Source organism: Bradyrhizobium sp. CSA207, from assembly GCF_029051685.1.
Classification (GTDB): domain Bacteria; phylum Pseudomonadota; class Alphaproteobacteria; order Rhizobiales; family Xanthobacteraceae; genus Bradyrhizobium.
Genome location: NZ_JAACFT010000037.1, coordinates 72397 through 82754 on the forward strand (window position 1 = coordinate 72397; position 10358 = coordinate 82754).

The 10358-nt window shown below is 64.5% G+C and carries 8 protein-coding genes; 2 read left to right on the forward strand and 6 right to left on the reverse strand.

Features of this window, described 5'->3' with window-relative positions; all coding sequences use genetic code 11:
• Positions 1–85: 85 nt before the first annotated feature.
• Positions 86–862, forward strand: a complete 777-nt coding sequence (locus tag GWG65_RS32680; protein WP_275199613.1) for a glucose 1-dehydrogenase — start codon at positions 86–88, stop codon at positions 860–862.
• 121 nt (positions 863–983) lie between these two features.
• Here the strand turns inward: GWG65_RS32680 and mdlC are convergent, their stop codons facing one another.
• From mdlC to GWG65_RS32700, 4 genes are all read right to left on the reverse strand, one after another.
• Complete coding sequence (gene mdlC, locus GWG65_RS32685) at positions 984–2606, reverse strand: benzoylformate decarboxylase (protein WP_275199614.1); 1623 nt, start codon at positions 2604–2606, stop codon at positions 984–986.
• Between the two features lie 194 nt (positions 2607–2800).
• On the reverse strand, positions 2801–3649 hold the full coding sequence (locus tag GWG65_RS32690; protein WP_275199615.1) for a MaoC family dehydratase N-terminal domain-containing protein: 849 nt from the start codon (positions 3647–3649) through the stop codon (positions 2801–2803).
• Between the two features lie 28 nt (positions 3650–3677).
• Positions 3678–4781, reverse strand: a complete 1104-nt coding sequence (locus GWG65_RS32695) for a CaiB/BaiF CoA-transferase family protein (RefSeq protein WP_275199616.1) — start codon at positions 4779–4781, stop codon at positions 3678–3680.
• An 11-nt stretch (positions 4782–4792) separates the two neighbouring features.
• Positions 4793–5962, reverse strand: coding sequence for an acyl-CoA dehydrogenase family protein (locus GWG65_RS32700; protein ID WP_275199617.1), 1170 nt, complete (start codon positions 5960–5962; stop codon positions 4793–4795).
• A 125-nt stretch (positions 5963–6087) separates the two neighbouring features.
• Between GWG65_RS32700 and GWG65_RS32705 the strand changes: the two genes are divergently transcribed.
• Positions 6088–7008 carry a LysR substrate-binding domain-containing protein gene (locus GWG65_RS32705; RefSeq protein WP_275199618.1) on the forward strand — a complete coding sequence of 307 codons (921 nt, stop codon included), beginning with the start codon at positions 6088–6090 and terminating at the stop codon, positions 7006–7008.
• A 310-nt stretch (positions 7009–7318) separates the two neighbouring features.
• Here the strand turns inward: GWG65_RS32705 and GWG65_RS32710 are convergent, their stop codons facing one another.
• Both GWG65_RS32710 and GWG65_RS32715 read right to left on the reverse strand, forming a co-directional pair.
• Positions 7319–8593, reverse strand: coding sequence for a cytochrome P450 (locus tag GWG65_RS32710; protein ID WP_275199619.1), 1275 nt, complete (start codon positions 8591–8593; stop codon positions 7319–7321).
• Between the two features lie 97 nt (positions 8594–8690).
• Positions 8691–9956 (reverse strand): cytochrome P450, encoded by a 1266-nt coding sequence (locus GWG65_RS32715; RefSeq protein ID WP_275199620.1) that lies wholly within the window; start codon positions 9954–9956, stop codon positions 8691–8693.
• Positions 9957–10358: the final 402 nt, after the last annotated feature.

Sequence of the window (10358 nt, forward strand, 5' to 3'; positions counted from 1 at the left end):
CGGCATCATGCCTTGACTCTCCGCATATAGTTGTACCATACAACTATATGCGCGCAGCGGCGCGCGCAAGCGTTTGGAGTGGCCCATGAGCGGAATTTTGCCGGCCGGCGGGCGAATGATTGGCAAGGTATGCCTGGTGACGGGCGGCGGCAGCGGCATCGGCCGCGCGACGGCGCTGCGGATGGCGTCCGAGGGCGCGGAAGCGATCCTGGTCGCCGGCCGGCGCGAGGGCGAGATCGAGGCTGCTGCTGCGGCGTGCCGTGAATTCGGCACTGAGGCGATCGCGGTTCAGACCGACATCACGCGAGAGAACGATGTGGCGCGTTTGGTGACGACGGCTATGGAGCGGTGCGGCCGGCTCGACGTCGCCTTCAACAATGCCGGCTGTCAGGAGCGGCGCGCGCCGCTCGAGCAGCAGGGGACCGAGATTTACGACAGCGTGTTCGACACTAACGTCCGGGCGCTGTTCCTGTGCCTGCGCCATCAATTGCCGGCGATGCTTGCGCAGGGCCGCGGCAGCATCGTCGTCAACGCTTCCGTCAGCGGTGTGCGCAATCCCAATCCCGGCTTCTCGCTCTATTCGGCTTCGAAGGCGGCCGCGATCTCGCTTACGCGTTCGGCGGCGATGGAAAACGCTCCGCGCGGCATTCGCATCAACGCCATCGCCCCCGGCCGCGTCGTCACCGACATGATGCTCCGCGCCGGCGTCGGCGACGTGGCGACCGTGGCCGCAGGCCTGCCGCTGCGACGGATGGGAACGCCCGAGGAAGTGGCCGAGGCCGTGGTGTGGCTGTCGTCCGATGCGTCATCCTACGTCGTCGGCCACGTGCTCGCGGCGGACGGGGGATTCTTGGCGTCTTAGTTCGGCGGTCGTGCAACTTATTCAGTGTCGTAGCCCGGATGGAGCGCAGCGTAATCCGGGAAGGTCTTTCCGTGAGGTGAGAACCCCGGATTTCGCTGCGCTCCATCCGGGCTACGCGCCCCTAATGCTTCTGCGCGTAAAGCAGCGGCACCGCCGAATCCACGACCACCTCGACCAGGCTGGTGCCTTCGAACGTCATCGCGCGCTGTAGCGCGCTGCCCAGCTCCGCGGCTTTGCTCACCCGCATGGCATCGCACCCCATGCCCTCGGCGAGCCTGACGAAATCGATCCCCCGCAGCTCCAGCCCGGGCACGTTCCTCACCTGCATCACCTGACTGAACGAGCGCATCGCGCCGTAGCCGGAATTGTTGATGACGACGATTGTGAGCGGCAGTTTTCGCTGCGCGGCGGTCCACAGCGCCTGGATCGAATACATCGCCGAGCCGTCGCCGATCAGGCACACCGTACGCTGCTTCGGCTTGCCGAGCGCAATGCCGACCGCGGCGGGCAGCGAGTAGCCGAGGCCGCCGCTCGCCATGGTGTAAAAACTGTCCTGGCCGCGCATCGGCATGAACTTTTGCATCGCCGGCCGGTGCGAGGGCACTTCCTCGACCAGCGCGGCGTCTTCCGGCATCGCCTGCGACAGCGAATGCATCAAGAACTCGACCGGCAGCGGATCGCCCGCTTGCGGGACCGGCGGCCGTGTGCGGCCTTTGGGCGCCGCGCGCTTGCTCTCCGGCAGGAGGTCGAGCAGCATGGTCAGCGCCGGCTTCATGGTGGCGATGATGCTGGTGCCGACCGGCGTCACGGCCGCGGCGTCGGGATCGTCGGTGATCTGAAAAATCGTCGCGCTGCCGTCGAAGATCCGGGCGTGCCCTTCGACATGGAACGTGAACACGGGCGCGCCGATGACGACAACGAGATCGTGCTCGCGCAGCGCCTCCGACAACTGCGCCGGCGAGGCGTGCAGGAAGCCTGCGAACTGCGGATGCCGCTCGGGGAACGAGCAGCGCGCCGAGAACGGGCTGACCCACACGCTCGCTTTGGCCTTTTCGGCGACCTGCACCATCAGGTCGACCGCGCCGGCACGATCGACGCCGGGGCCGACCACGAGGGCAGGGTGCTTGCTCGCGCCGAGTGCCGCAACTAGCGCCTTCATCGCCTCCGCTTCCGGCCCAGTCTCGCGGCTGACCTTGCGGGCATCGACAGGCGCCGTGGCATGCGCCCAATCGTCGATCGGGATCGACACGAAGGTCGGCCCGCACGGCGGCTGCATCGCGGTGTAATAGGCGCGCGCGATCGCGGCCGGGACGTCCTCGGGCCGCGCCGGCTCGACGCTGTATTTGACGTAGGGCCGCGGGAATTCCGAGGCGCGCTCGGCGTAGAGAAACGCCTGCAGCGGCAGGATCGAGCGCGCCTGCTGGCCCGCGGTGATCACCAGCGGCGTCTGGTTGCGATGCGCAGTGTAGATGTTGCCCAGTGCATTGCCGACGCCGGCCGCCGAATGCAGATTGACGAAGCCGGCATTGCGCGTCGCCTGCGCGTAACCGTCGGCCATGCCGACCGCAGAGGCTTCCTGTAGCGCCAGCACGTAGTCGATGTCATCAGGCCAGTCGCTCAGGAACGGCAGCTCGGTCGAGCCGGGATTGCCGAACAATTTTTTGATGCCGAAGGCACGCAGCAGGTCGAGGGTAGCCTGCTTAACGGTGACGGATTTGCCGGCGGGTTTGCCGTTTTTTGGCATTGTTTCCGTCCCTTTCTGTTTGTCGACCCTGTCCGCCCCACCCGTCATTGCGAGCGCAGCGAAGCAATCCAGACTGTTAGTTCCTCATCCTGAGGAGCGCGTCCGCGTCTCGAAGGATGAAGGCCCGGCTGGTGGCCTCGCCCTTCGAGACGCGCGCGAAGGGCGCGCACCTCAGGGTGAGGATCTACAATCTATCACCACACCGCCGTGCCCTTCATCGTCGGCTGGCCTTCGGCGTTCGCGGTCCACAGCTCCATGCTCTCGCCGCTCTCATTGGCGTTGATGGAAAACTCCGTGCCCTCGAACAGCGGCTGCAGCCCGCGATAGGTGAACTTCTTCGGCGCCCTGCCGGCGCGCAGCTTTGCCGCCATCTCGACGATGAGCGCGGCCTGCAACGGCCCGTGGAAGATCAGGCCCGGATAGCCCTCGACCTTGGTGACGTAGTCGCGGTCGTAATGGATGCGATGACCGTTGAAGGTCAGGGCCGAATAGCGGAACAGCAGCACGGGATCCGACACATGGGTTTCGCGATGCTGCGCCTGCGGCAGCGCTGCGGCCTTCGCAGGTGCAGCCTGTGTGCTCGTCATCTCGCGATAGACGATGTCCTGCCGTTCGCGGATGGCAACGCCGCGCGGCGAGGAGATGCTGTGCTCGACCGAGACGAAGCACAGCATGCCGGTCGAGCCGGTCTTCGCCTGCACATCGGCAATGCGCGAGGTCCGGGTCGATTCATCGCCGACGCGCAAGGGCTGCAAAAGCTCGATCTCGCCGCCGGCCCACATCCGGCGCGGCAGCGGCACCGGCGGCAGGAAACCGCCGCGGGTCGGGTGGCCGTCGGGGCCGAGCATCGACATCGGAAACACCGGCTGCGCCAGGCACCAATGCACGGTGAGCGGAGCGGCATCGCCGTTGCTGGGCTCGCCGATCTCCTGAAACAGCGTTGCGCGCAAACCCCTCACGAGCTGCGCGGTAACGGTGTCGGTTGCTTCCTGGGAGCGGCCGATCCATTGCCGCAAATGATCGATGTCGAGCTTCTCGGTCATGACGCCTCGCTCTTGTTACGTCTTCGACTTACTTCTTTGGGTTGGGCCGCTCGCCGATGCCGGGCACCGCGCCATAGCTGCGGGTCTCGCCGACGATGATCGGCGCGGGCGCCGGATAGCTGACGCGTCCCTGCGGCGTCTCGACTTCGATGCGCCTCAAATGTGGATGCGTCGCCAGATCGGCCATGGTGTTGACCTCGGCGAAGGCAATGTCGGCGTCCGAGAGACGCTTGAGCAGCTCGTCGCGCGTCATCTTCGCAAAAATGTCTGCGACCGTGTTGTCGGTGAAGTCGCGGTTGCGCACGCGCTCGACCATGTTGGCGACGCGCGGATCGCTCGGCAGGTTTGGCTGGTCCAGCACTTCGGCGCAAAGCGTCTTCCACTCGCGCTCGCTCTGGATCGAGATCAGAATATCCTTGCCGTCGCTGGAGGTGAACACGCCATAGGGCGCGATCGAGGGATGGCGCAGGCCCATGCGCTTCGGCGGATTGCCGGCCTCGGCATTGAGCAGCGGCACGGTCAGCCAGTCCGCCATCACGTCGAACATGGAGATGCGGATGTCGGCGCCCTTGCCGGTGCGCCCGCGCGCGATCAGCGCCTCCAGGATCGCCGCATGCGCGGTCGCCCCGGTCGCGACGTCGACGATGGACATGCCGACGCGCGAGGCGCCGTCGGGATTGCCGGTGATCGAGGCCAGCCCGCTCTCGGCCTGGATCAAGAGATCATAAGCCTTGCGGTGCGCGTAAGGGCCCTCGTCGCCATAGCCCGTGATGGTGCAGGAGATCAGCTTCGGATAGTTGCGCAGCAGTCGCTCGCGCGAAAAGCCGAGCTTGTCCATCGATCCGGGCTTGAGGTTCTGCACCAGCACGTCGGCGCTCGCGATCAGCTTTTCCAGTTCCGCGCGCCCCTCCTTGGTGGCGAGATCGACCACCGCCGACTGCTTGCCGCGGTTGAGCCAGACGAAATAGCTGCTCTGGCCCTTGGCCGCCGCGTCATAGCCACGGGCGAAATCGCCTTCCGGCCGCTCGATCTTGATGACTTCCGCGCCGGCATCCGCCAGCCGCGACGAGCAGAACGGTGCGGCGACCGCCTGCTCGACCGCAATCACCCTGATTCCGTCCAACGCTCCCATGGCGCGCGACCTCAGTACGAGCGCGGCATGCCGAGCACGTGCTCGGCGATGAAAGACAGCACGAGGTTGGTCGAGATCGGCGCCACCTGGTAGAGCCGCGTCTCGCGGAATTTGCGCTCGACGTCATATTCCTCGGCGAAGCCGAAGCCGCCATGGGTCTGGACGCAGGCGTTCGCCGCCTCCCAGGATGCATCCGCCGCCAGCATCTTGGCCATGTTGGCTTCCGCACCGCAGTCGAGGCCGGCCTCGTATTTGCGCGTCGCCTCCTTCACCATGAGCTCAGCCGCACGCATTGCGGCATAGGCCTTGGCGATCGGGAACTGGATGCCTTGATTTTGGCCGATCGGCCGGCCGAACACCGCGCGCTCCTTGGCGTAGTTCGTGGCCTTCGCGATGAACCATTTGGCGTCGCCGACGCATTCCGCCGCGATCAGAATGCGCTCGGCATTCATGCCGGAGAGGATGTAGCGAAAACCCTTGCCTTCCTCGCCGATCAGGTTCTCGGCCGGCACCTTCATGTCGGTAAAGAACACTTCGGTCGTGGCATGATTCATCATGGTGCGGATCGGGCGGATCTCCAGACCCTTGCCTTTGGCCTCGCGCATGTCGACGATGAACACGGAGAGCCCGTCGGTGCGCTTCTTGACCTGCTCTTTCGGCGTGGTGCGCGCGAGCAAAATCATCAGATCGGAATGTTCGGCACGGCTGGTCCAGATCTTCTGGCCGTTGACGACATAGCCGGCGTTGCCGTCGTTGCGCGCGAACGTCTTCAGCGACGAGGTGTCGGTGCCGCTGGTCGGCTCAGTGACGCCGAAGGCTTGCAGGCGCAACTCGCCACTCGCGACCTTCGGCAGATACTTCGCCTTCTGTTCGTCGCTGCCGTGCCGCAGCACGGTGCCCATCGTGTACATCTGGGCATGACAGCCGCCGCCATTGCATCCCGCACGCTGGATCTCCTCGAGGATCGCGGCCGCCGCGGAGAGTTTCAGGCCTGCGCCGCCATATTCCTCGGGGATCAGCACCGAGAGATAGCCGGCCTGTGTCAGCGCATCGACGAAGGCCGTCGGGTAGGCCATCTCGCGATCGAGCTTGCGCCAGTATTCGCCGGGAAACTGCGCGCAGAGCTTTGCGACGGCTTCGCGGATGTCGGCGTAATCTTCGGTGTGATGTTGTTGGCTCATGGCGTTTCCCGTTGGGTGCGGCGGTTAAGATAACGCCGGCCAATCCCCCGGCGTTGTGAAAACAACGCCAGCCCCCTATGCTCATTTGCTATAGCGTATGGAGTAGCCTTCCAAGATTGGCAAGCATGGATTTCCGGCAGCTCAGGACCTTCAGTTGCGTGGCGGAGCTCGGCAGCCTCTCCAAGGCGTCCGATACGTTGCGCGTGGCGCAGCCGGCGCTCAGCCGCCAGATCAAGCTTTTGGAACACGAGCTGCGCGTCGAGCTGTTCACACGCAACGGACGCGGCATGGTGCTGACCGACGCAGGCCGTCTCTTGCTGGCGCGGACCTCCGGCATCGTGCGCCAGATCGACCAGATCCGGGACGACATCCAGTCGGCCAAGGGGCCGCCGTCGGGCCAGGTCGTGCTCGGCCTGGTTCCGACCGTGAGCTGCGTGCTGTCGGCGCGCTTCGCGCGGCGCTGTGTCGAGAAATTTCCCGGCATCTCGCTGCGCATCGTCGAAAGCTACAGCGGCCATCTGGTCGAATGGCTGCATCGCGGCGAGATGGATCTCGCCATCCTCTACGGCCGCTCGGCCGATCTGCACCTCAACGTGCAGAGTCTGGGCCGCGACAACATCGTCGCGGTCGGTCCGCGCGGCTGCGGACTGGCGCGCAAGAAGAGCGTCGAGATCGGCTGGCTGTTGCGGCAGCGGCTGGTTCTGCCCAGTCATTCCCACGGCCTCCGCGCGCTGATCGAGCATGCGGCGGCCCAGCGCAAGATCAAGCTTGACGTCCAGCTCGAAGCGGATTCTTTCCGCGTCCTCACCAGTCTGGTCGAGGAGGGCCTTGGCTTCGCGCTGTTGCCGCCGTCGTCCGTGCACGGCGAGGTCGCGGACGGGCGGCTGGAAACCGCCGTCGTTTCCAAGCCGATGACGCGCGAGCTCATTTTCGCTTCTCCGATCGACCGCCCGGCCTCGACGGCCTCGCTCGCCATCACCGCCCTCCTGCGCGACGAGGTCGCCGCCTGCCGCAAGGAAGGCCTGTGGGATATCAGGCTCGCGTGAGCGGTCAGCGTTGAATTGTCATGAGGATTTAGGACGCAATCCCGCGGCCGGCCCTTCGCATCTGGCGCGACCTGTCATGCCGAAATTCTATAGCTGGGCTAAGCTCGCTGCGAGTTTGACGCGCAAATGCATCCAAAACCTCGTCATTGCGAGCGCAGCGAAGCAATTCAGGAATTCCTCCGCGGTGACAGTCTGGATTGCTTCGCTGCGCTCGCAATGACGGAGAATGCTGCAGCGGCGCTCGCATCAACTCGCACCTCAATCGCGGCGGCGACTTCGGCTCACCGGCGCTACAGTGGCGGCGCAGCCGTCACCCCGGTATCCGCACCGGCAGCGACTCATAGCCCTTGATGAAGCTCGAATAGATCCGCTTCGGCTCGCCCACCACCTCGATGCGGTCGAAGCGCTTGAGCATCTCCTCCCAGACGATCTTGAGCTGGAGCTCGGCGAGGCGCATGCCGACGCAGCGGTGGATGCCGAAGCCGAAGGAAAGATGCGTGCGCGGCCGCGCTCGGTCGATGATGAACTCCTCGGGGCGGTCGATCACCTCTTCGTCGCGGTTGCCCGAGACGTACCACATCACCACGCGGTCGCCCTTCTTGATGGCCTTGCCGCCGATCTCGGTGTCCTGGAGCGCGGTGCGGCGCATATGGGCGAGCGGCGTCTGCCAGCGGATCACCTCCGGGACCATGGTGTCGATCAGCGCCGGATTGGCGCGCAGCTTGTCGTACTGGACCGGGTTCTCGTTCAGCGCCAGCACCGAGCCGGTCATGGTGTTGCGCGTGGTGTCGTTGCCACCGACGATGAGCAGGATGATGTTGCCCATGAGATTGTCGGGGTCCATGAACCGCGTCGCGTCGTTATGGGCCATCAGCGACAGCAGATCGTTGCGTGGCTCGGAATTGACGCGCTCGTTCCATAGCTTCGACATGTAGGCATAGCACTCGTCCATCTCGCGGCGTCGCTCTTCGGCGGAGGCGACGATGCCGCTCTTGGGCAGCGCGGTGGAAACATCCGACCAGCGGGTCAGCTTGCGCCGCTCCTCCCAGGGGAAATCGAACAGGGTCGCCAGCATCTGCGTCGTCAGCTCGATCGAGACGCGCTCGACGAAGTTGAAGGTCTCGTTGCGCGGCAGGTTGTCGAGCACGGTCTGCGAACGCTGTCGGATGAGCTTGGCGAGCTCGTCCAGATGCGTCGGCGTGAACATCGGCGACACCGTCTTGCGCTGCGCCGAATGCCGCGGCTGGTCCATGGCGATGAAGCTCGGCCAATCATAACCTTCCGGCACGTCGCGGATCGAGATGCCGCCGAGCGTCGAGTCCGAAGAGAACAGGCCGTGATTGGTGTCGACATGCATGATGTCGTTGTATTTCACCACCGACCAGTACGGCTCGATCGGCGCGTTGGTGCAGTAATGCACCGGCTCTTCCTTGCGCAGCCGCTCGAACCACGGCCACAGCGTGTCGTCCTGGAACAGCCTGGGCGCACCGGGGTGGAACTGCGCCAGCGGCGTCGCATAAGCCTCTTCGCGCGCCCTGCGCATGCGTTCGGCCGTGTCGGTCTTAACCGGAGTCTGGATATTCATTCTTGATCGCTCCAGTTGTTTGAATCGAGTCGCCAGATGCAGTTCACCTCTCCCCGCAAGCGGGGCGAGGGAGAGAAGCACCGACGCGTGTCACGCATCACGCCGCAATCTTCACCGGCAGCGTCTCCAAACCCTTCACGAAGCTCGAATAGACACGCTTGGGTTCGCCGACCACATCAATATGGCAGAAACGCTTGAGAATCTCTTCCCAGATAATCTTGAGCTGGAGTTCGGCAAGCCGCAAGCCGACGCAGCGGTGGATGCCGAAGCCGAAGGAGAGATGCGTGCGGGGGCGGGCGCGGTCGATGATGAAATCGTAGGGCTTTTCGATCGCCGCGTCGTCGCGGTTGCCCGAGACGTACCACATCACAACCTTGTCACCTTTCTTGATCTGCTTGCCCCGGAACTCGAAATCGGCAAGTGCAGTGCGGCGCATATGCGCCAATGGCGTCTGCCAGCGGATCACCTCGGGCACGAAACTGTCGAGCAAAGCGGGATTTGCGCGCAACTTGCGATACTGCTCCGGATGCTGGCTCAGCGCATAGATCGAGCCGGACATGGTGTTGCGGGTGGTGTCGTTGCCGCCGACGATCAGCAGGATGAGATTGCCGAGGAAGTTTTTGGCATCCATGTGGCGCGTCGCGTCGCTGTGCGCCATCATCGAGAGCAGGTCGCTCTTCGGCGGCTGCTCGATGCGCTCCTTCCACAGTCGCGCAAAATAGCCGGCGCATTCCGCAAGCTCGGCCATCCGCTCGTCTTCGGTGGCGACAAGGCCGTCGGGGCCGGGAATGGTGGTGGCGATATCCGACCAGCGCGTCAGCTTGCGGCGGTCCTCCCAGGGGAAGTCGAACAGCACCGCGAGCATCTGCGTGGTGAGCTCGATCGAGACCCGGTCGACCCAGTCGAACACTTCGCCGCGCGGCAGATTGTCGAGGCACTCGGCCGAGCGCTCGCGGATGCTGAGCGCGAGATTGTCCAGATGCGTCGGCGTGAACATCGGCGCCACGGTCTTGCGCTGCGCCGCGTGGCGCGGCGGGTCCATCGAGATGAAGCTTTCGCGGCGCAGGTCGGGATCGATGTCGCGGATGGTGATGCCGCCGAGCGCGGAGGCCGAGGAGAACACCGAATGGTTGGTCTCGATCTCCATGATGTCGTTGTAGCGCGTCACCGACCAGTACGGCCCGAACATCGAGTCCTTGCAGTAGTGCACGGGATCTTCGCGGCGCAGGCGGTCGAAATAGGGCCAGAACGTATCGGTCCTGAACAATTCGGGATCGCCGGGATCGAACTGTTCAAGAGGCAGTGACGTGGCGCGCGCGCGCAATGCGTCGAGGTTTGCCGTGCTCTCGATGGTCCCGTGCATGACCGCTCTCCCTGATGTGAACCGCGCGTTCTCGTTGAATTCTGCGCTGCGGCATTTAGGTTGCAATTACAGCCGGTTGTCTGCGTCGGAGCAAGCGAGAGTTTTGCCACATGGTCTCGGCTGTAGCCCGGATGCAGCGTAAGCGTAATCCGGGAATCGTGCCGTTGAGGTGGTCCCGGATTGCGCTCCGCTCCATCCGGGCTACGGGACATTCGCGAACGTGACCTTCCGCACGCCGGAACGTCTGGAATCGTGCGAAAAATCCGTCGAAACCGAGGCAATATCGAACCCCGGCCATCTTGGGGATCGACCAACCTTTGATCTGTAGTTTGAGCGGACCAGGTCTGCATCCCGAGGTTGCCGTGAGCGATTTGCAATGGGCCCCGATCGGCCCGCCCCAAC

Bases quoted from the DNA above. Each gene is read 5' to 3' on its own strand.
- GWG65_RS32680 (WP_275199613.1), top strand. From the start codon at position 86: ATGAGCGGAATTTTGCCGGCCGGCGGGCGAATGATTGGCAAGGTATGC.
- mdlC (WP_275199614.1), bottom strand. From the start codon at position 2,606: ATGCCAAAAAACGGCAAACCCGCCGGCAAATCCGTCACCGTTAAGCAG.
- GWG65_RS32690 (WP_275199615.1), bottom strand. From the start codon at position 3,649: ATGACCGAGAAGCTCGACATCGATCATTTGCGGCAATGGATCGGCCGC.
- GWG65_RS32695 (WP_275199616.1), bottom strand. From the start codon at position 4,781: ATGGGAGCGTTGGACGGAATCAGGGTGATTGCGGTCGAGCAGGCGGTC.
- GWG65_RS32700 (WP_275199617.1), bottom strand. From the start codon at position 5,962: ATGAGCCAACAACATCACACCGAAGATTACGCCGACATCCGCGAAGCC.
- GWG65_RS32705 (WP_275199618.1), top strand. From the start codon at position 6,088: ATGGATTTCCGGCAGCTCAGGACCTTCAGTTGCGTGGCGGAGCTCGGC.
- GWG65_RS32710 (WP_275199619.1), bottom strand. From the start codon at position 8,593: ATGAATATCCAGACTCCGGTTAAGACCGACACGGCCGAACGCATGCGC.
- GWG65_RS32715 (WP_275199620.1), bottom strand. From the start codon at position 9,956: ATGCACGGGACCATCGAGAGCACGGCAAACCTCGACGCATTGCGCGCG.